General features: G+C 52.4%; 22 protein-coding genes. 8 read left to right on the plus strand and 14 right to left on the minus strand.

Annotation, left to right across the window (positions count from 1 at the left end; genetic code table 11):
- The 8 genes from ompL to yihU all read right to left on the minus strand — a co-directional run.
- Positions 1-679 (minus strand): porin OmpL (gene ompL, locus FDW87_RS09665; protein ID WP_137379706.1); only part of this gene is annotated, 679 nt, incomplete at its 3' end.
- Positions 680-745: 66 nt separating this feature from the next.
- Positions 746-2,167 carry an MFS transporter gene (locus tag FDW87_RS09670; protein ID WP_131380424.1) on the minus strand — a complete coding sequence of 474 codons (1,422 nt, stop codon included), beginning with the start codon at positions 2,165-2,167 and terminating at the stop codon, positions 746-748.
- Between the two features lie 46 nt (positions 2,168-2,213).
- The gene (locus FDW87_RS09675; RefSeq protein WP_016155166.1) at positions 2,214-3,596 is read right to left on the minus strand and encodes an MFS transporter; all 1,383 of its coding nucleotides are present in this window, start codon (positions 3,594-3,596) and stop codon (positions 2,214-2,216) included.
- A 45-nt stretch (positions 3,597-3,641) separates the two neighbouring features.
- The gene (locus tag FDW87_RS09680; RefSeq protein ID WP_137379693.1) at positions 3,642-5,678 is read right to left on the minus strand and encodes an alpha-glucosidase; all 2,037 of its coding nucleotides are present in this window, start codon (positions 5,676-5,678) and stop codon (positions 3,642-3,644) included.
- Between the two features lie 52 nt (positions 5,679-5,730).
- Complete coding sequence (locus tag FDW87_RS09685) at positions 5,731-6,606, minus strand: aldose-1-epimerase (RefSeq protein WP_047415635.1); 876 nt, start codon at positions 6,604-6,606, stop codon at positions 5,731-5,733.
- Between the two features lie 18 nt (positions 6,607-6,624).
- Entirely contained in the window at positions 6,625-7,866 is a 1,242-nt protein-coding gene (gene yihS / locus FDW87_RS09690) for a sulfoquinovose isomerase (RefSeq protein ID WP_016155169.1), read from the minus strand.
- Between the two features lie 12 nt (positions 7,867-7,878).
- Positions 7,879-8,754 carry a sulfofructosephosphate aldolase gene (yihT, locus tag FDW87_RS09695; protein ID WP_049282318.1) on the minus strand — a complete coding sequence of 292 codons (876 nt, stop codon included), beginning with the start codon at positions 8,752-8,754 and terminating at the stop codon, positions 7,879-7,881.
- Between the two features lie 19 nt (positions 8,755-8,773).
- Complete coding sequence (gene yihU / locus FDW87_RS09700) at positions 8,774-9,664, minus strand: sulfolactaldehyde 3-reductase (RefSeq protein WP_019077940.1); 891 nt, start codon at positions 9,662-9,664, stop codon at positions 8,774-8,776.
- Positions 9,665-9,830: 166 nt separating this feature from the next.
- Here yihU and FDW87_RS09705 point away from each other — a divergent pair, with 166 nt between their 5' ends.
- The 6 genes from FDW87_RS09705 to fabY all read left to right on the plus strand — a co-directional run bounded on the left by FDW87_RS09705 (position 9,831) and on the right by fabY (position 14,554).
- Positions 9,831-10,727 carry a sugar kinase gene (locus tag FDW87_RS09705; RefSeq protein WP_104651901.1) on the plus strand — a complete coding sequence of 299 codons (897 nt, stop codon included), beginning with the start codon at positions 9,831-9,833 and terminating at the stop codon, positions 10,725-10,727.
- A gap of 33 nt (positions 10,728-10,760) precedes the next feature.
- The gene (locus FDW87_RS09710) at positions 10,761-11,564 is read left to right on the plus strand and encodes a DeoR/GlpR family DNA-binding transcription regulator (RefSeq protein ID WP_016155173.1); all 804 of its coding nucleotides are present in this window, start codon (positions 10,761-10,763) and stop codon (positions 11,562-11,564) included.
- 104 nt (positions 11,565-11,668) lie between these two features.
- Complete coding sequence (gene yihX / locus FDW87_RS09715; RefSeq protein ID WP_016155174.1) at positions 11,669-12,268, plus strand: glucose-1-phosphatase; 600 nt, start codon at positions 11,669-11,671, stop codon at positions 12,266-12,268.
- Positions 12,262-13,134 carry a virulence factor BrkB family protein gene (locus FDW87_RS09720; RefSeq protein ID WP_019077938.1) on the plus strand — a complete coding sequence of 291 codons (873 nt, stop codon included), beginning with the start codon at positions 12,262-12,264 and terminating at the stop codon, positions 13,132-13,134. Before yihX ends, FDW87_RS09720 begins: the two co-directional genes overlap by 7 nt.
- The gene (gene dtd, locus FDW87_RS09725) at positions 13,131-13,568 is read left to right on the plus strand and encodes a D-aminoacyl-tRNA deacylase (RefSeq protein ID WP_003028671.1); all 438 of its coding nucleotides are present in this window, start codon (positions 13,131-13,133) and stop codon (positions 13,566-13,568) included. The genes FDW87_RS09720 and dtd overlap by 4 nt, the downstream gene beginning before the upstream one ends.
- 44 nt (positions 13,569-13,612) lie before the next feature.
- Positions 13,613-14,554 (plus strand): fatty acid biosynthesis protein FabY, encoded by a 942-nt coding sequence (gene fabY, locus FDW87_RS09730; RefSeq protein WP_003825286.1) that lies wholly within the window; start codon positions 13,613-13,615, stop codon positions 14,552-14,554.
- Between the two features lie 5 nt (positions 14,555-14,559).
- Here the strand turns inward: fabY and FDW87_RS09735 are convergent, their stop codons facing one another.
- The 3 genes from FDW87_RS09735 to FDW87_RS09745 form a co-directional block, all read right to left on the minus strand.
- Positions 14,560-14,847, minus strand: coding sequence for a type II toxin-antitoxin system RelE/ParE family toxin (locus FDW87_RS09735; protein WP_049269420.1), 288 nt, complete (start codon positions 14,845-14,847; stop codon positions 14,560-14,562).
- Positions 14,840-15,082: a type II toxin-antitoxin system ParD family antitoxin gene (locus FDW87_RS09740; protein WP_016155179.1), complete on the minus strand. Its 243-nt coding sequence runs from the start codon at positions 15,080-15,082 to the stop codon at positions 14,840-14,842. Before FDW87_RS09740 ends, FDW87_RS09735 begins: the two co-directional genes overlap by 8 nt.
- A 64-nt stretch (positions 15,083-15,146) precedes the next feature.
- Positions 15,147-16,055 (minus strand): alpha/beta hydrolase, encoded by a 909-nt coding sequence (locus FDW87_RS09745; RefSeq protein WP_137379694.1) that lies wholly within the window; start codon positions 16,053-16,055, stop codon positions 15,147-15,149.
- Positions 16,056-16,260: 205 nt separating this feature from the next.
- Here FDW87_RS09745 and FDW87_RS09750 point away from each other — a divergent pair, with 205 nt between their 5' ends.
- Together FDW87_RS09750 and FDW87_RS09755 are read left to right on the plus strand one after the other, a co-directional pair.
- Positions 16,261-16,503, plus strand: coding sequence for a CopG family transcriptional regulator (locus tag FDW87_RS09750; RefSeq protein ID WP_016155181.1), 243 nt, complete (start codon positions 16,261-16,263; stop codon positions 16,501-16,503).
- Positions 16,503-16,877, plus strand: coding sequence for a type II toxin-antitoxin system VapC family toxin (locus FDW87_RS09755; RefSeq protein WP_016155182.1), 375 nt, complete (start codon positions 16,503-16,505; stop codon positions 16,875-16,877). Before FDW87_RS09750 ends, FDW87_RS09755 begins: the two co-directional genes overlap by 1 nt.
- A gap of 36 nt (positions 16,878-16,913) precedes the next feature.
- Here the strand turns inward: FDW87_RS09755 and fdhE are convergent, their stop codons facing one another.
- The 3 genes from fdhE to fdxH form a co-directional block, all read right to left on the minus strand.
- Positions 16,914-17,843, minus strand: a complete 930-nt coding sequence (gene fdhE / locus FDW87_RS09760; RefSeq protein ID WP_003028685.1) for a formate dehydrogenase accessory protein FdhE — start codon at positions 17,841-17,843, stop codon at positions 16,914-16,916.
- On the minus strand, positions 17,840-18,475 hold the full coding sequence (gene fdoI / locus FDW87_RS09765) for a formate dehydrogenase cytochrome b556 subunit (protein ID WP_003028686.1): 636 nt from the start codon (positions 18,473-18,475) through the stop codon (positions 17,840-17,842). Before fdoI ends, fdhE begins: the two co-directional genes overlap by 4 nt.
- Positions 18,472-19,313 (minus strand): formate dehydrogenase subunit beta (gene fdxH, locus FDW87_RS09770; protein ID WP_137379707.1); only part of this gene is annotated, 842 nt, incomplete at its 5' end. The genes fdxH and fdoI, both read right to left, overlap by 4 nt.

The raw sequence follows: 19,313 nt of genomic DNA on the forward strand, positions 1-19,313 counted from the left end.
TTGCCCCAACACGAATCTGGTTTTGTTCGCGATGATAGGGTTCAACATTGCGATCTAACCAGCGTAATTCAAGGTAGGGTAACCAGTGTTCATTGATACGATACTTAAAGGTATTGGTAATTTCCCAGTGATGATCTTTTCCATTGCTGCTATTGAAGTCATTGACTCGCATAAAATAGTGCGGTTCAAAGGTATAGGAAAATTTATCGGTAATGGTAAAGTTCCAGTAGTTGCCTATTTCATAGGTATCATTATTATCCAGCTCATCGTTTAGGTCGGTTGAACTGTAGTTATTATGGTTATATCGATTACGCACGGTAAGATTAAACCACGGAGTAAATTTATAGTTAACATCCAGATAAACAGCACCGCCTGAGCCAATACTCTTATCGTTTATTAACCCTCCAGGCTGGATTGTTAATTTATCTGTCGGTTTAAATAACGGGTACCAACCCTCTATTTCGTTATAGCCGTGTTTTAACTCATCCTTGCGTTGCATAGTGTAGGTGTTCGTAAGCATGATACCCGCGCCCATATCGGAGTTATAGCCAACGCGCAGCATGACTTCCATTTGATCGGATGCCAGGTTATATGCTTCGCGGTTTTCTACATAGGCTCCAGCGAAAGCAGAGGTTGATACCACAGAGGATAAGAGAATTATTGTCGTTAATTTTTTCATGATAAATCCATTTTTTACGCGTAGGGAGGCCGCCATCCATTGGGATGGAATAGGCGGCAATTATTTTTATACGTTTACAGCAGAGGTGTTCTTTTTATTAGTAATAGGGTCCGGTTGGATGTTGTTTTTCTTCCGTTGGCTGATTTCCTCAATAATAAAAGCAAAACGAGTTTCGTTGAGCTTGTAAAAGAAGCCCATCGTGAGTGCTGCAATAATTGCAAGTCCGCAAGGCCAGAGGAAAATAAGCTGACGCAAACCGAGCAGTGTGGCATCGCTCTGGACTATATTGGGGATATAACCGATTTGCGTCAGCATGATGCCTGGCAGGAAGCCTGCGAGCGCAGCAGAAATTTTGCGAGAAAAGGTATAACCCGTATACACCGAACCTTCCGCACGGATCCCCGTTTTCCATTCGCCATAATCGACCGTATCCGGAACCAGTGCCCAGTTTAGGCTGTTAACAAAAGCGGTTCCGAAGAAGGCCATGCAAGAGAACGTGACGAATAAAAATGACGTACTGCCCCAGAAAAAGTTCAGCACATCACCGATAGCCCATAGCGCCAGGCCACCGAGGTAAACCTGCTTTTTACCGAAGCGTTTTACAGCCGCGGGAACCAGCAGTACCCCAACCAGAATGCATCCCATGCTGAAGAAACCCATCCACGACAGCAGATGAATATCGTTGAGCACGTACTGGGTGTAATACACCTGGATCGCCAGCTTGATGTTGAATGCCGCCAACGTGCACAGATTGGCGACACACAGCACCAGCAGTGGAGGGTTACGGAAAATGGCGCAGAACGACTTGAGAATGCTGGGCTTATGGTGATCCGGCACGATTTCGATATATCGTTCCTTCACACCGCTAAAGCACCACCACATACTGAACAGTCCGCAGACGGAGAAGATCAGTGCGGCAATCAGATAACCCAGCGAAGGTGAACTAACAAATAGCGCCTGAATAGGCATAAAGCCAACAGTACACAGTAACAGGCCTACGGTAGCTCCGCCCTGACGCCAGGCGGCGAGCTGAGCTCGTTCATGCGGGTTTTTCGTGATCGCGGGCACCATCGCGCCGTAGGAGCAGTTCATCAGGCTATAGAACAGCCCGAACAGCATAAACAACACTGTCGCCAGCCCGGTTTTCACCGTTAGCGTAAAATCTGTCGCTAAAAACTGCGCGCTGGCAACGACAGCAACAGGAAATGATGCATACAAAATAAAGGGCCTGAATTTCCCTTTTGCGCCAATATTACGCCTTGAGTCCAGCAACACACCGGTCAACATATCAGTGAAAGCGGTGAAGAACTTCGCCACCAAAAAGATAATCCCACCGTAATACGCCGGCATCCCTAGTTCATCGGTATAAAATTTAAGCAGATACAGCGTACCGATACACAGCATCAAATTTGAGCCGAAGTCACCCACTCCGTAGGCGAATTTTTCACGCAGGCTCAGTTTTAGCGTTAGCGGATCATGAAAAGACATAATCGCTCCTCAATAGCGCCCCGTAGAGCGCTATTCATTATTATTATCAAACGGGTTGTTTACGCGCTTCTATCTCTTCAACGATGCGGACATACATCTTCTCGTTAAGGTTGTAGAAACAGCCCATAGCTACAATGGTGATCACCGCCAAGGCGCAAGGATAAATAAAGATCAACTGACGCAATCCTTCGACCGTACTTGCAGATTGCACCACATTGGGGACGTAGCCGATTTGCGTCAGCATCCATCCCGGGAAGAATCCTGCCAGCGCTTGTGACACTTTACGGAAGAAGGTGAAACCGGTGTATACCGTACCTTCAGAGCGTACGCCGGTACGCCATTCGCCATATTCCACGGTATCGGAGACCAACGCCCAGTTCAGGCTGTTGACGAATGCCGAGCCGAAGAACGCCAGACAAGAGAACGCGACAAAGCTGACGGAGCCGCCGCCAAAGAAGTAGTTAAGCAGATCGCCCGCCACCCAAATCAGCAAACCGCCGATGTAGACTTTTTTCTTGCCGAAACGTCTGACCATGCCAGGCATCAGGAAGACGCCGATGAAGATACAACCCATGCTAAAAAAGCCCATCCAGGAAAGGAGGATCGGGTCATTAAGAACGTACTGGGTGTAGTAGACCTGTATTGCCAGCTTGACGTTAAACGCGCCAAGCGTGCAAAGGTTGGCAATGCACAGAATAAACAGCGGGCGGTTACCGGCGATGGCGCGAAAGGATTGCAGCAATCCCGGTTTTTGCGCGGCATCAACGGGTTTCACTTCCACGTAACGTTCTTTTACCCCGGCATAGCAGAGCCACATAAACAGCAGGCCAAACAGAGAAAACAACGTGGCGGCGAAGATATAACCCAGCTGCGAGTTGCCTTCGATCAGGTTCATTACGGGAACAAAACCGACGGTACACAGCAACAGACCCAGGGTTGCGCCACCTTGCCGCCAGGCGGCAAGCGACGCGCGTTCGTCAGGATTTTTCGTAATCGCGGGAACCATCGCACCATAAGAGCAGTTCATCATGCTGAAAAACAATCCGTACAGCATAAACAGCACCGTTGCCATGACCGTTTTACCGGTTACTTCAAACGGTGTACCGACAAAGTTTGCAATCGCCAGCAAGGTAACCGGAAATGCGGCATAAAGAACGAACGGACGGAATTTTCCCTTCGGGCCAATTTTGCGACGGGAATCAAGCATAATCCCGGTGCCCATATCGGTAAACGCGGTAAAAAACTTGGCGATGAGGAAAATGATACCGCCATAAGTTCCAGGTAAACCAAGGACATCGGTATAAAACTTGAGTAAATAGAGCGTACCAATATCCAGCAGGATATTGGAGCCTAAATCACCCATCCCATAGGCGAGTTTTTCTTTGAACGGCAAGCGTAGGGTTGCCGGATTAGAGGAAGTCTGACTCATTATTATTCTCCATGTGCCCGCGAGTTTCCCCACGGGCGAGCCGCATTAGATGTTGCGTAAAGTGGCAAACAGTGACGCCCATTCACTCTTCGCGCGATAAAACACCGGAGGCTTGCCAATAGGCGCATCCACGGTAATTTCACCGCCCTGGTAAGTTTCCCCGGTCCAGATGTTGACCCAGCTATCCTCCGGCAGATACAGAGTCCAGTTTTGCTGGCCTTGTTCGTGAACCGGCGCAACCAAAACATCCTGTCCCAGCAGGTACTGATATTTCAGTGTGTAGGTCCGTGCATCGTCTTCGTAATGTAGGAATAGCGGACGCATCACCGGCAGACCGGTAGCGCTGTTTTGCGCGACCGCCTGTTTCAGATACGGTTTAAGGGTGGTAAAGACGGTGGTCATACGAGCAAAGTGAGCGATGGTGTCAGCATCGCCATCAAACTGCCAGTTATCGCCAGGGCGGTTACCTTCGTGGGTGCGCATCATCGGTGTGAAGGCGTTAAAGTCACACCAGCGCAGCAGCAGCTCTTTGCTGCGTTTCATTTCAAATAGGGTGGTGTAGCCGCCGATATCGCTGTGGTGCAGACCATGGCCGCTCATCGCCAGTGACAGCGCTGCAGGAACGACGGAAGCCAGACCGTCGTCAAGGCTCCAGTCAACGTTCTGATCGCCTGCCCACATCATGGTGGAGTATTTCTGGCTGCCGGTGTAGCCCGCACGCATAAAGAACAGGATCTCGCCGAGCTTGCCAGTCTCCTGTAACGCTTCGTAGTTACATTTCGCCCACAGCGCAGGCCAGGCGTTATGCATAATTTCAGCGCTAATGCCATTGTGCAGGTAAGTGTCGGTTGGCAGGTATTCGCCAAAGTCGGCCATCCAACCGCCGCATCCCAGCTCAATCATGTTCTTTTTGATGACATCTTTGAACCAGGCGTAGGCTTCAGGGTTGGTCAGGTCCACCACGCCGCCATAAAACTCGCCAAACTCAACCAGATAGTCAGCGCCAGAGGAATCTTTCGCCAGATAACCGTGCGCAGCCGCTTCAGCGCAGAGATCTTTATCGCTGGCGACGTACGGGTTGATGTAGGAGAGGAATTGCACGCCTTCTTCTTTCCACTGCTTAATACGGCTATCCAACTGAGGATAGTTGTCGCTGTTCCACTTCCAGTTCCACATCACGCGTTTGCCAAAGGAGGTCATGCGGATCCCGGACCAGTCCTGCGCCCAGATGCCGTTTACTTTCACGCCTGCGTTACGCATGGTGTCCAGTTTGTTCTGGCAAACCTCAGTACCGCCTTGAATACCGAGCGTGACGCCATCGTAGATCCAGTCCGGCAGCTCCGGCTGGCGTCCTAACAGCGCGGTCAGTTTTTCCAGTAAAGAGATGTAGGTGTCAGCGCATTCAAATCGTAGGGTGGTTTTGTCCTCCCACAATGCCAGTTCGTGATACTCCGGCGCGCTGAAGTCGAAATTCATATAGCAGCTGTTATCAACGTGGCAGTAGTACTTCTGCGTGCTGACGAAGGTCGGCTGCGGGAAAAAGGTCCAGTAGTAGTCACCACCGGCATTTTCTTTGCAGTCTGCCTGCCAGGTGACATAGCTATTTTTGTTACGGCCCACGCCCTGTTCGCTGGTCCACAGTGGGAACGGTTTACCGCGTAAGTCGAAATAAGAGAACTGTTCACCGCAGCCGTAAATATGATCGTCCGGGTTGGCAGCCAGACGCAGCCAGATGCGGTTATGGCTGAGGTCATCGTTGTGCAGATCCAGCTTCAGGCGACCCTGTTCATCGGTGGAGATGTGCAGCGTGGCGTTGATGGTGTTACCGCGACTGAAATGCACCTGCCAGCCGTCAGGCGACTCGCTGACCGTGGCGTCGGTCAGGGCAATCTTCTCATTGAGTTTGTCTTTAATGCTGAAGTTGCCGCGGAACATATCAATATCGGCAACGCCAGCGCCGATCCACAGGCAGGGGGTTTCTGTGCTGTGACGTAAAATCAGGCGCTGGTGGTATGTCAGCGTAAAGCCATTCTGTAACGTCGTTAGTTCTAAAGCGGTTGACCGTTGTTGTAGCGAATTCATTATCGTCTCCGTAAAAATAGGGTAATTCGGTAATTTTTGTTTTGGGATAAGGTTATTCGGCACCGATTAAAAAATGCATCCGATGCATCTCGCCGGGTGCCAGAGAGATAAGACTGATGCCTGAATTAAAGGCATCTGGCGGGCAGGTCATGGGTTCTACGGCAAGCCCCAGACGGTGTAATTTCTCGCCGCTGTAAATCTGTAGCCACGGCTGGTCGCAACGTAAGTACGTCGTCATATTTTTCGTTGCACTGAACATGCGGACTTCCCATTCACGCCCGGACACAGGGGTTTTAAAGGTGTGATCGATCTGCGTTGCAGCGACAGGGCGCGGCGTGGTGAAATTCAGCGCGGTATTCTCAACGCGATGCGTTTCCAGGGTATCAATGTCAAAGACCTCATCTGTCGGAAGAGTGAGCGTACAGCTATCTATCTTCTCAAGACCACAGGTCAAATAGGGATGAGCGCCAGAACCATAAGGCGCTGATTCATCACCAATATTCAGCGCAGTAATAAAAATGTGCAGACCGCTTATTGCATCAAGGCGATATGTTGTTTCAACCAGTAATGAAAAGGGATAACCATAAGAGGGCGGCAGAAAAATCATCAGCGACACTTCCGATGCCGACTGCTGGTTAATCTGCCAGTCCCGCCAGGCCAACAGCCCATGAATGGCGGTATGCGAAACAGTGTCGTTAACGGCAAGCTGGAAGGTCTTGCCGTTATGTTGATAGCAGCCGTCTGCAACGCGGTTTGGCCATGGGACTAACACTTTTCCTAAATGCGCCTGCGGCATTTCTTGCGGCTTATGTGGAATAACGATGTGACGCCCACGATGCATCAATTCTGCCAGCCCAGCTCCAACCGTGACGATTTTCGCCTCGTAGTGTCCGGCCTGAAGATGAATGGTTTTTCCACCACTATGCATGGCTGCTATCCTTGTGACTTATTTGGCGTTGATATCCAGAAGACCGGCAGCAACCGCCGGAGCAAGGCCCGGAGCCAGCGGTAGACGCGGGATTACCAGGCAGTGCAGCAGGTGATAAATGTCCTGCTTACCGTCCCAGACTTTGGTGGTCACTTTGTTATCGGTGTCCAACTCCTGCCACCATGAACCGGTCTCGTAGTCCATCAGATAGGTGATGCAGTAATCCCACCACTTCTGGTACCAGGCTTCGTACTGGCTGTCGCCGGTGAGGGTATACAAGGCATAGGCGGTACCCATGGCTTCGACTATCGGCCAACGCACTCTTTCGCGAACGATTGGTTTACCGTCCCAGTCCACCGAATAGACAAAACCATCCGCACCGTCCGGTGCCCAGGCATCACGGATGGTGGCGTGGAACAAGCCTTTGGCATCTTCCAGCAGCCAGGCGGGAGGCGTTTCGAAGCGGGCTTCCAACGCGGCATGCAGATGCAGCATCAGACGGCCCCATTCGATCCAGTGGCCCGGCGTGCCGCCGTATGCGCGGAAACGGTGAGCAGGGTTATCCTTGTTGTAATCGCGAATTGGGTTCCACTGTGAATCGAAGTGCTCGTTGACGCGATACTCCCCGCTGCGGGCCACGTCGTGAATAATCACCGAAGCAATTCGCAGTGCGCGATCGAGCCATTTACGGTCATGGGTAACGTCATAAACGATCAGGAAAGCCTCGACCGCGTGCATGTTGGCGTTACCGCCACGGTAATCTTCCGTCTGGCTGAAGGCTTCGTCCCAGGACTCCAGGCACATCTGCTCGTCTTCGCTCCAGAAGTACTTTTCAATCACCTCGATGGCATCATCCAACAATTGTCTGGCCTGTGGATGACCGGTAGTGACCGCGCTTGCCGCGCCGAGCAAGACGAAGAAATGCTGATAACCCTGCTTGGAGGCGTCCATCACGCCTTCGTCATTTACGCAGGCGTACCAACCGCCGTAGCGTGTGTCGCGTAGCGCACCGTTCAGCGCTTTAATGCCGTGATCGACGAGTTGGTATGCGCCAGGCCGACCCATTGACGCGGCAACGGAGTAGACGTGCAGCATGCGGGCGGTGATCCACAGATGTGTCCCCATATCTGCTCTGACCTGACCACTGTTTCCCAGCCAGCCAAATCCGGTAGGTACCGCAGCGTTCTTACCAAAGTTAAAGATGCGATCTGTTTCCTGCTCCAGCCAGCGGTTGTGGCTTAGGGTGTTAAACCATTTCATTCTGAGATCCTCTTAGCGCCGGGCCATCATTTCATCGACGATATCGCCCAGACGCTGCAACTTAGGTGCGGAAACATCACGCAGCATCAGTTCGGTATCCGGCAGGCCAACCACGGATGACCAGACCGCACGTCCGGCCAGGAAGCCGGATGCGCCAGCGGTCATTGCTACGCTGACCGCGCGTGGGAACAGTTTTTCATCCACACCGGAGGAGAGAATGACCCACGGCATGTTGATGTTTTCATTCAGGCGCTGAGAGGCGCTAAGCAGCTCTTGTTGGGTTCCTTTGCCGTACAGAGGCATTTCGACCTTGTAGAGATCGGCACCGCTATCACCCAGTTCTTTCGCGGCATCGATAATGGCTTGTTCACGATCGAACTTATCGCCACGACGTGGTGGGCGAACAACCGGCTCGATGATGCTCAGCAGGCCATTGGAATGGCACAGTTCATTGAATTCTCCCACCATATCAAGACGTTGTTGGGCATCTTCATCGCTACGCCACAGCACCAGCAGTTTGAGGGCCTTGGCACCATCTTGCTTCACGGTCTGCGGGTTGATTTTTTTATCAATCACCACGCTATCGACCGGAATACCGTTACCCGGAATGAACTCATCAGCGGCCACAATCATGGCGCAGCTTTTGGCGACCGCGTTTTGCTCTACAACCTGGCGGTAGCAGAACTGCTGATCGACCAGAATGGCGGAGGCATAGGGGGAAAGGATCTTCGCCGCATTGACTTTGAAATCAGTCAGCACGCTGTCATTGACCGGGGATTTTGCACCCGCGGCGGCAAACATTAAGCGCATGGCTTCGCGCTGATCGACCGCCAGCATGGCAAACCCGCCGGAAGCTCGGGTGATATCTTTCAGGGTGTACTTGGTCATTGTTCAGTCCTTTTACTTATCAAAGTTGGGAATTCAGTCCGGCAGATGCCCGAACCTGCTCGAGTATTGCGGTCCAGTCTTCCCGGCCACGGCCAGCGGCGCGTGCCTGGTTATAGACTTCGCGGGAAGCGGCGCCGAGCGGCATCGGCACGTGCAATTGGTTGGCAACGTCCAGGGCGATGCCAAGATCCTTGTGAGCTAAATCGATCATGAAAGCCGGGGAAAGATCGCCTTTCAGCACTTTGTTCGGCCAGGAGGTAGTAAAGTGGCCTTTTCCGGCGGGGGTGCCGCTCATGACTTGCAAAGCCACATCGAAGGAGAGACCAAGTGCCTCGCACAACACGGCGGCTTCGGCAGAGAGGGCGTTTAGCGCGATACTCATGTAGTTGTTGATGAGCTTCACGCGGATCCCCATGCCGGGACCACCTGCATTGATCAATTCATTACCCATCGCCATCAGAAACGGTGTGGCGCGTTCTACCTGCTCTGCCGTTCCACCTGCCAGCAGCAACAGCGTTCCCGCTATGGCGTGATCGGAGGTGCGTCCAACCGGGCAATCCATCATATCGAAGCCTTTGGCACGCATATCGGCGATGAGTTTATCGGTTTGCAGTGGGTGAATAGTCGACATATCAATTACTAACGCCTGCTGTGAGAGGCTTTCGCAAATACCCTGCTCGCCGAACAATACGCTGCGCACCAGATCGCCGTTTGGCAGCATGGTGATGACAAATTCTGCACCTTTTGCTGCCTGAGCCGGGCTACTGGCAGGCTGTGCTCCTTTTTCCACCAGGCGCTGAACGGCATCCGGGTTAACGTCAAAGACGCTGAGTTGATGACCCTGCTTCAGCAAGTTGCTCGCCATGGGTGAACCCATCTGACCTAATCCGATAAATGCTATAACTGCCATAACGTTCTCCTGAGACGTGGATGTCATTTTTTGTCATTTAAGGTCGTTTGTTTCTGTCTGTTTTTGATCGTATTTGTAATTTATGGTCAAAAAATTGACAGCCGTCACTTTTTAAACATTTTGTGAAATTAAAATGATCCCATCTTGAAACGCCTAAGGAACGACCATGATTCGTATTGCTTGTGTAGGTATTGCCGTGATGGATCGCATCTATTACGTGGAAGGTTTACCGACTGAAGGAGGTAAGTATGTGGCGAAGCGTTATACGGAAGTGGGCGGCGGGCCTGCTGCAACGGCCGCAGTGGCTGCAGCGAAGCTGGGCGCGCAGGTGGACTTTATTGGCCGTGTGGGCGATGACGACACCGGAAATAGCTTGCTGGCGGAGCTGGAGTCCCTGGGGGTAAATACCCGCTATTCCCGGCGCTACGCGGGGGCGAAGTCTTCACAATCGGCAATTATGGTTGATGCGCAAGGGGAACGGATTATCGTTAACTATCCCAGCCCGGATTTACTGCATGATGCTGACTGGCTCAATGAGATCGATTTTACCCAGTGGGATGTGGTGTTGGCGGATGTTCGCTGGCACGAAGGGGCCAGGCAGGCGTTCACATTGGCACGTCGGGCGGGAGTGATGACGGTACTGGATGGTGACGTAACGCCACAAGATATCCGCGAGCTGGTGGCGTTAAGCGATCATGCTGCGTTTTCTGAACCCGGTCTGGCGCGTTTAACCGGGATAAACGATCCTGAAGCCGGACTGAAACAAGCACAAACGCTCACAAATGGTCACGTGTATGTAACGCGGGGCAGTGCAGGCTGCGACTGGATAAAAAATAATACGTTGCAGCATCAATCTGGATTTAAAGTCGACGTTGTTGACACAACGGGGGCGGGGGATGTTTTCCATGGTGCGCTCGCGTTTAGCCTGGCCGGCGGCGACCTCCCGGAAGAGGCCGTCAGGTTCGCCAGCGGGGTTGCTGCGCTAAAATGTACGCGTCCGGGAGGAAGGGCCGGAATCCCTGACTGTGATCAAACCCGATCTTTTCTGTCACTTTTTGTATAAAATGCCAGGGCAATGGTTTTTCGAGGAAATTTCATGAGTCTTACCGAACTGACCGGTAACCCGCGACACGATCAACTGCTTATGCTGATTAGCGAGCGCGGTTATATGAATATCGACGAGCTGGCCAGCCTGCTGGACGTGTCCACGCAGACCGTGCGTCGTGATATTCGTAAACTCAGCGAGCAGGGATTAATTACGCGTCATCATGGTGGCGCGGGCAGAGCCTCCAGCGTGGTGAATACGGCGTTTGAGCAGCGTGAAGTCTCCTGGACGGAGGAGAAAAAAGCCATCGCGGAAGCGGTGGCGGACTACATTCCCGATGGGTCAACGGTGTTTATTACCATTGGCACCACCGTTGAGCAGGTGGCCCGCTCGCTGTTAAACCATAATCATTTGCGCATTATCACCAACAGTCTGCGCGTGGCGCACATTCTTTATAACAATCCACGTTTTGAAGTCATGGTGCCGGGGGGAACGTTACGCCCGCACAACAGTGGCATCATTGGTCCTTCTGCCTCGGCATTTGTCGCTGATTTTCGGGCCGACTACCTGGTAACCAGCGTTGGCGCGATCGAAAGTGATGGCGCGCTGCTGGAGTTTGATGTCAATGAAGCCAGCGTGGTGAAAACGATGATGTCGCACTCAAGACACATTCTGCTGGCAGCGGATCATACGAAATATACGGCTTCTGCCGCGGTAGAAATTGGTAACGTCTCTCAGGTGACCGCGCTGTTTACCGATGAATACCCAGGTCCCGCATTGCATAATTTACTCCAGTCACAACAGGTTGAAATTGTGCAGGTGAGTCCTTCACAAGATGATGCTCTGGCCGTGTAATTCCTCAGATGATGGCTCGATAAGTTCGAAGCCATCACTCTCACATAGTCAAACTTCTCCTTTCCCGCTACAGTTATTCATCCACGGCGAATAAGGAGAAGGGCATGCTCTATATCTTTGATTTAGGTAATGTGATTGTCGATATCGACTTCAACCGCGTGTTGGGCACATGGAGCGATCTGAGCCGTGTACCGCTGGCCTCGCTGAAGCAAAGTTTCACCATGGGGGAGGCTTTTCACCAGCATGAGCGAGGTGAAATAACGGATGAAGCCTTTGCCGAGGCGCTATGTCATGACATGGCGCTGCCGCTAAGTTACGAGCAGTTCTCTCACGGCTGGCAGGCCGTTTTTGTGGCATTGCGCCCTGAAGTCATCGACATCATGCATAAGCTGCGTGAGCAGGGGCATCGGGTGGTCGTCTTGTCGAATACTAACCGTCTGCACACAACATTTTGGCCGGATGAATATCCTGAAATTCGTCAGGCTGCTGACCATATTTATCTTTCCCAGGATCTGGGCATGCGAAAACCGGAAGCGCGGATTTACCAGCATGTCCTGCAGTCTGAAGGTTTTTCTGCGGAAGATGCGGTCTTTTTTGACGACAACGCCGATAATATTGAAGGAGCTAACCGGTTAGGGATTACCAGTATCCAGGTCGTCGATAAAACGACCATTCCTGACTATTTCGCGAAGTTGTTATGCTAAAAAATGTTCAGCAACAAGCCAGGCACCATACGCGTCCTGTACGGGCCTGGCTGAAGCTACTATGGCAGCGGATTGATGAGGACAACATGACGACGCTGGCAGGGAATCTTGCCTATGTTTCACTGCTCTCATTAGTACCGCTTATCGCCGTTGTGTTTGCTCTTTTCGCCGCATTTCCGATGTTTTCCGACGTCAGTGCCCAGCTACGTCATTTTATTTTTGCAAACTTTATCCCGGCGACGGGAGACGTCATCCAGCGTTATATCGAACAGTTTGTCGCCAACTCGAACAAAATGACGGCCGTTGGGGCATGTGGGCTGATTGTCACGGCGTTATTGCTGATGTATGCCATTGATAATGCTCTGAATACTATCTGGCGCAGTAAGCGCACTCGTCCCAAAGTTTACTCTTTCGCCGTCTACTGGATGATTTTAACGCTGGGGCCGCTGCTGGCGGGGGCTAGTCTGGCGATCAGCTCTTATTTGTTGTCATTGCGCTGGGCCAGCGATCTCAACTCGGTGATTGATGACGTCTTGCGTATTTTCCCTCTGGTGCTTTCCTGGCTCTCGTTCTGGCTGCTTTACAGCATTGTACCAACTACGCGTGTGCCCAATCGTGATGCGGTTATTGGCGCCTTTGTGGCCGCCGTGTTGTTCGAGGCCGGAAAGAAAGGATTTGCGCTCTACATCACGATGTTCCCGTCGTATCAGCTCATTTACGGTGTCCTGGCGGTGATCCCCATTTTATTTGTCTGGGTATACTGGACGTGGTGTATCGTCTTGCTTGGCGCGGAAATAACTGTCACTCTCGGGGAATACCGCAAACTTAAACAAGCCGCAGAACAAGAAGAAGCAGATCAACCATGATTGCATTAATTCAGCGCGTAACCCGTGCCAGCGTCACCGTGGAGGGCGAGGTGACGGGTGAAATTGGCCCAGGACTTTTGGTCCTGTTAGGTGTCGAAAGGGATGATGACGAACAGAAAGCGAACCGTCTGTGCGAGCGCGTACTCGGCTATCGAATCTTTAGCGATGCCGAAGGAAAAATGAACCTCAACGTGCAGCAATCAGGTGGCAGTGTGCTGGTGGTTTCACAGTTCACGCTGGCGGCAGATACCGAACGCGGCATGCGCCCGGGGTTTTCGAAAGGTGCTGCGCCCGAGCGGGCAGAAGCGCTGTATGAATACTTTGTTGAGCGTTGCCGCCAACAGGAAATGAATACGCAAACCGGTCGATTCGCTGCGGATATGCAGGTTTCACTGGTTAATGATGGCCCCGTGACGTTCTGGTTACAAGTATGAACCAGCTACCGGTGTGGCCGCGGGCAACAAGAGAGAATACGACTATGTATCACCTTCGAGTACCGCAAACAGAAGAAGAGTTGGAGCGTTACTACCAGTTTCGCTGGGAGATGTTGCGTAAACCGTTGCACCAGCCAAAAGGCTCCGAACGGGATGCCTGGGACGCGATGGCGCATCACCAGATGGTGGTGGACGAAGAGGGAAATCTGGTCGCGGTCGGGCGTCTGTATATCAATGCGGATAACGAAGCCTCCATACGCTTTATGGCCGTTGACCCCTCTGTGCAGGAGAAAGGGCTGGGCACGCTGATGGCGATGACCCTGGAGTCTGTGGCGCGTCAGGAAGGGGTAAAGCGCGTAACCTGTAGCGCTCGTGAAGATGCGGTCGAATTTTTCGCCAAACTGGGGTTTGTGAGTCAGGGCGAAATTACCACGCCACAAACCACGCCGGTGCGACATTTTTTGATGATTAAACCCATCGCAACGCTGGACGACATTCTCCATCGCGGGGACTGGTGCGGACAGCTACAGCAAGCCTGGTACGAACATATTCCATTGAGTGAGAAAATGGGCGTGCGCATTCAGCAGTACACCGGGCAGAAATTTATTACTACGATGCCAGAGACAGGCAATCAGAACCCGCACCATACGCTGTTTGCCGGAAGCCTGTTTTCACTGGCGACGTTAACGGGCTGGGGGCTTATCTGGCTGATGCTGCGCGAGCGTCATCTGGGGGGGACGATAATCCTCGCCGACGCGCATATCCGATACAGCAGGCCAATTACCGGGAAACCTACCGCTATTGCCGATCTGGGCTCGCTGAGCGGTGACCTGGACCGTCTGGCAAGAGGCCGCAAGGCGCGCGTTCAGATGCAGGTCGGGGTGTTTGGCGATGACACGCCGGGCGTCGTGTTTGAAGGTACCTACATTGTGCTACCCGCGAAACCGTTTGGCGCATATGAAGAGGGCGGGAATGAGGAAGAGTAGTTTCTCTAGTTAATATGCAATATTGGGTTCATTTGCTGATGTAAAATGCGGATTATGAAAATGCCATAATCCGCATTTTGATAAAAAATTGCATGTTGGCGGTGGTTGTATTGACGGGTACCTTCCTTAATTTCAGAGCTGTTGCGACCCATCAAAGAGTTTTTCTCTAATAGTAATAAAAGCTGCTCCAACTCTGTCGTGTATTTATCTGCATGTTGATAACCGAATTTTCTCCAGGTGTATTCATAGATAGATTCAAAGTCTTCGACTGCCCGATTAGAGAGTTTATACATTCAGACTGCGCTTCTTCCGGAGCGCGACCTCCTGTAGAGTCAGGTCGCTTGTGCCACTGTGTATCCCATCCTCCAGCGCGTCGCGCAATGCATTATTTCGCAATTCTTGTTCCTCCAGCAAACGCAATGCCGAACGAACAACTTCGCTGGTGGAGCCATAGCGCCCACTTTCAATCATTTCGTTAATAAAACGATCGAGATGCTCGCCGATTGTAATGCTGGTAGTTCTGGGCATAAGTTTGTCCTTTGTGTTATCTATTCACACAAGATAGCACCCGTGGACGAAAACATAAACAACCCTAACGGCCAAGCCGCCAGGCCACATCTCGCATAACATTTCGTGCCGCCTGGCTCACTCCTGCCAACTGGAAAAATCCGTGGATAACGCCAAGATAGCGTTGGCAGGTGCACTCCACGCCCTGCTCCTGGAACCGTTGATACAGGGCCTCGCCCTCATCGCGCAGTGGGTCGAATTCGGCTGTAATGATGTGCGTGGGCGGCAGACCGTTGAAGTCTTCACGCCAGACAGGGCTGGCTTCAGGATGCCGCAGGTCGGTTTGCGGCAAATACATCTCGTAGCCCGAAAGCAACGTGTCACGTGTGATAATGTAATCCTGCCCATTTCGGTCGTAGCTCTCAAACCTGGCGGTTGCGTCCAGCATTGGGTAAATCAGCATTAGCTGCGCAGGTTGCCATTGATTGGCAGCTTTTAGGCGAAGTGCAGTGACCAGCGCCAGATGCCCGCCCGCACTGTCGCCAGCAAGCGTAATCCTGCCGCGGTCGACACCCAGTTTCTGGGCATACTTCCAGATAATATTGGCTCCCGTTTCAGCGTCGTTATGTGCAGCCGGGAAAGTATGCTCTGGTGCGAGGCGATAATGCACCGCAATGACTCGACAGCCGCTGTACCAGGCGAGCTGCCTTAGCTGGTTATCATGCGTCGCGAATCCGCCACTAACAAAGCAGCCACCGTGATAATAGATAACGCAGGGGAGATTTCCCGTGGCGTCCCGCGGCGAAACAACGCGAAATGTCATTGCATCGAGTTCAATATCTTCAACCTGTACGCGGGTTTCAGTTTCTCCTGCCAGTACCGTGCTGGCAATGTAGCCTGCTCTCCGGTCATCAATATTTTGCTCGCGCGAAGAAGGGCGTCCCGCCGCGATAAATGCCTCAACCAACTGTGCAATCCCGATTTCCAGTGCCATTTATTATTTTCCTTGTCTGTATGGATATACAGTTTTATAACCTGGATAGCCACGAATGAGAATGGGAAAAGTGACGGGGTATACGATTCTGGAAAGCGGCTCGCAAAAGTAAAAATCGTTCGCGTGAAGGCTATTTTCTCGCTTTTCTCGGGTGTATGTTGTGTGGAAATTAATCGCCAATGATATACTGGAGGTATATGTGAGTATGATGGCTGGGATGGATATGGGCAGAATTTTACTCGATTTATCAGACGAAGTGATCAAACGTCTTGATGATCTCAAGGTGCAGCGTAATCTGCCGCGGGCCGAGCTTTTGCGGGAGGCTGTTGAACAGTATCTTGAGAGGCAGGATCAAGCTGAAACGACAATTTCACGTGCTCTTGGGCTATGGCAAGGTTGTGAGGAAGATGGCGTTGATTATCAGCGTAAACTCCGTGAGGAATGGTAATGGTCACAGGATCTGCGCTTTTTGATACCAACATCCTCATCGACCTGTTTAGCGGGCGAAGTGAAGCAAAACTAGCGATAGAAACATGGCCGCCGCAGAACGCAATCAGCCTCATTACATGGATGGAGTTGATGGTGGGCGCAAAAAAATATCATCAGGAATCTCGCACACGCGTTGCGCTAGGCGCTTTTAATGTGATCGGTGTTTCACAGGATATTGCTGAACGAAGCGTGAGTATCAGGCAGGAATATGGGATGAAATTGCCGGATGCCATCATTTTGGCCACTGCGCAGATTCATCGTCTTACACTGGTTACGCGTAATACCAGGGATTTTGCAGGCATATCCGGCGTGGTCACACCGTATACGTTATAACCCGGGCGACCTGCGCCGCCCGGTAGTGCGAAGAACTTACTCCCCTTCACCCGGGAACAGGAACGGGTTGATGGAGCTGCGGGCAAAGCCCTCTTGCTCCATGTGTGCGTCCAGCATCAGTGAAGCGAGATCGTCGGCTACGGCCTCGACTTTCGGGTCTTTTTCCTGATAGAGAATCTTCAGGTAAGTCCCGCAATCGCCGCAGCTTTCAGCTTTAATTGCCGCCTGTTCGTTATCCAGCGACCAGTAGTTCAAATCACGGCTCTGCTCGCAGTTGCTGCACTTCACGCGCACCACGTGCCACTCGGTTTCGCACAGGTTGCAGTGCAAATAGCGCAGCCCCTGAGTGGTACCGATTTGCACCATGCTGGATACCGGCATTGAACCACACACCGGGCAGTACTGACGCTGTTCGCCGTATTCCGCACGGGCTTTGCCGGGGATCAGGCTCGCCATCTGCGCCCAGTAGAGCGACAGGGCAGCCCAAATGAACGGTGCTTTGTCGCTGCTGACGGAGGCGAAATCGGAGGCAAACAGCGCGCTGGCCATCAGTTCCAGCTCCTGCTCCGAGGCTTTTTCCAGATTCTCGATCACGGCCAGCGCAGGGCCGCTCATTTCCGGCTTCAGCTCAGCAATTAGCGATTGCAGCAGTTTTTGCCAGTGCTTGTCGCGTGGCAGAACGTGGATATCCAGTGGCGGTTTGCCCTGATCGTTCGCTTCTTTGATGCGAGCGGTCAGATCCATCTGCAGCGGATGGTCGTACAACACCACTTCCTGCGCGTGAGCGATCAGCGCGGCAAAACGCAGGTAATCACCCAGCGGGTTGTTCTCGGCCAGCTCGCGCAGACGTTCAGCGCGGCGGTTATACAAATTTTTGAGTCTGGGGAATAATAACGGCGGAATCATATCCGCCGTGCGTTTCTCGCTCTTCTCCAGCTCATCTTGCGGGATTATGCGAATACTCATTCAGATGACTTTTCCTGTTTCTGGCGGACTTCACGGTACCAGCGCGGGTGATGTTTCTTCGCCCATGAGCTGGTAACCCATCCTTCCACCATCGCGGTAATGGTGCCTTTCACCCAAAGGGCGGCGTAAATGTGCACCATGATAACCACAATTAACGCTACTGCGGCAAATGAATGCAGCATTAACGCGAATCGGATCACCGGGATTGAGAAAGCAGGCGCAAAATACGGACGCCAGATGACCACTCCGCTCACCAGCAACAGGACCAGGAAGATAATCGCCGCCCAGAATACGCATTTCTGGCCGAAGTTATAACGTCCCGTGTCACCTACTTCCTCGTTGACGACAATCTTACGAATATTCTTCGCCCAAAAGATATCATCCCGATTGATTAGATTGTGGTGCCAGTAACGGAAAAACATGATGATAAACGAGGCAAACATGATCACGCCGACAAACGGGTGCACAATTCGCGCCAGTTGCGGCGTGCCCATGATGTGCATCAGCCAGTTAAACGACGGGAAGAGAAAACCCATCCCGCTCACTGCCGCCAGAATGAAGCAGAAGGCGGTGATCCAGTGGTTGATGCGTTCCGGCGCCGTGTAGCGCACGATGGTGTCACGTCGTTTCATTTGCGCACCTCGTCTTTTTCTTCATGCAGATTGTCTTCTTCCTCTTCCGCACGGTTCGGGCCTACGCCGACGTAGTGGAAGATACTGGCCGCAAATGTCGCTGCAAAGCCGACGGCTGCGAGAGGTTTCCAGATGCCTTTCCAGAACTTCACGGTGGCGCTGATTTCCGGGTTCTCCGGCAGACCGTGGTACAGATTCGGCTTGTCCGCATGGTGCAATACGTACATCACGTGCGTACCGCCAACGCCTGCCGGATCGTACAGACCCGCGTTTTCGTAACCACGCGTTTTCAGCTCCGCCACGCGCTCACCGGCCAGCGTTTTCATCGACTCTTTAGTGCCGAAATGAATTGCGCCGGTTGGACACGTTTTCACGCAGGCTGGTTCTTGTCCGACCACTACACGGTCAACGCACAGCGTACATTTGTAAACGCGGTTGTCTTCCGGGTTGAGGCGCGGCACGTCGAACGGGCAGCCCGCGATACAGTAGCCACAGCCGATGCACTGCTCGGACTGGAAGTCGACGATACCGTTGGCATACTGAATGATTGCTCCTTCGGCCGGACACGCCTTCAGGCAGCCCGGATCGGCGCAGTGCATACAGCCATCCTTGCGGATTAGCCACTCCAGTTTGTCGTTTTGTTCCACTTCCGAGAAGCGCATTACCGTCCAGGATTTAGCGGTCAAATCAGCCGGGTTGTCGTACACCCCAACGTTGTTGCCCACTTCATCACGGATGTCGTTCCATTCTGAACACGCCACCTGACACGCTTTACAGCCGATACAGGTGGTGACGTCGATAAGCTTCGCCACCTCTTCCTGATGGTCCCGCGCCTGAG

The organism is Citrobacter sp. wls826 (assembly GCF_005281245.1).
Classification (GTDB): Bacteria; Pseudomonadota; Gammaproteobacteria; order Enterobacterales; family Enterobacteriaceae; genus Citrobacter; species Citrobacter braakii.